The 234-nt window shown below is 37.6% G+C and carries 1 pseudogene; it reads left to right on the forward strand.

Going from position 1 to position 234, the window contains the following annotated elements:
- Nucleotides 1-234, forward strand: a pseudogene (queF, locus tag AAEY97_RS21515) (NADPH-dependent 7-cyano-7-deazaguanine reductase QueF); the annotation flags it as partial.

Consider the following 234-nt stretch of genomic DNA (forward strand, 5'->3'; position numbering starts at 1 on the left):
TAGTTAAAGATCTAACCGCAGTGGTTAACAGCTTAGTACAGGTAACTTTATACAATGCAGATGAGTATAACTGCCTTCCTTACACCCCATTACCTGGTGAGTGTATTGATGATTTAGATATCGAAATTGATAACTACGATATTGACGCTCATTCTCTAAAATCGCAAAGCAATAAAACGGTAACCGAAACCCTGCATAGCCACTTACTTAAGTCTAACTGCTTAATTACCTCAC

This window comes from Shewanella sp. TB7-MNA-CIBAN-0143 (assembly GCF_040310065.1).
GTDB lineage: Bacteria > Pseudomonadota > Gammaproteobacteria > Enterobacterales > Shewanellaceae > Shewanella.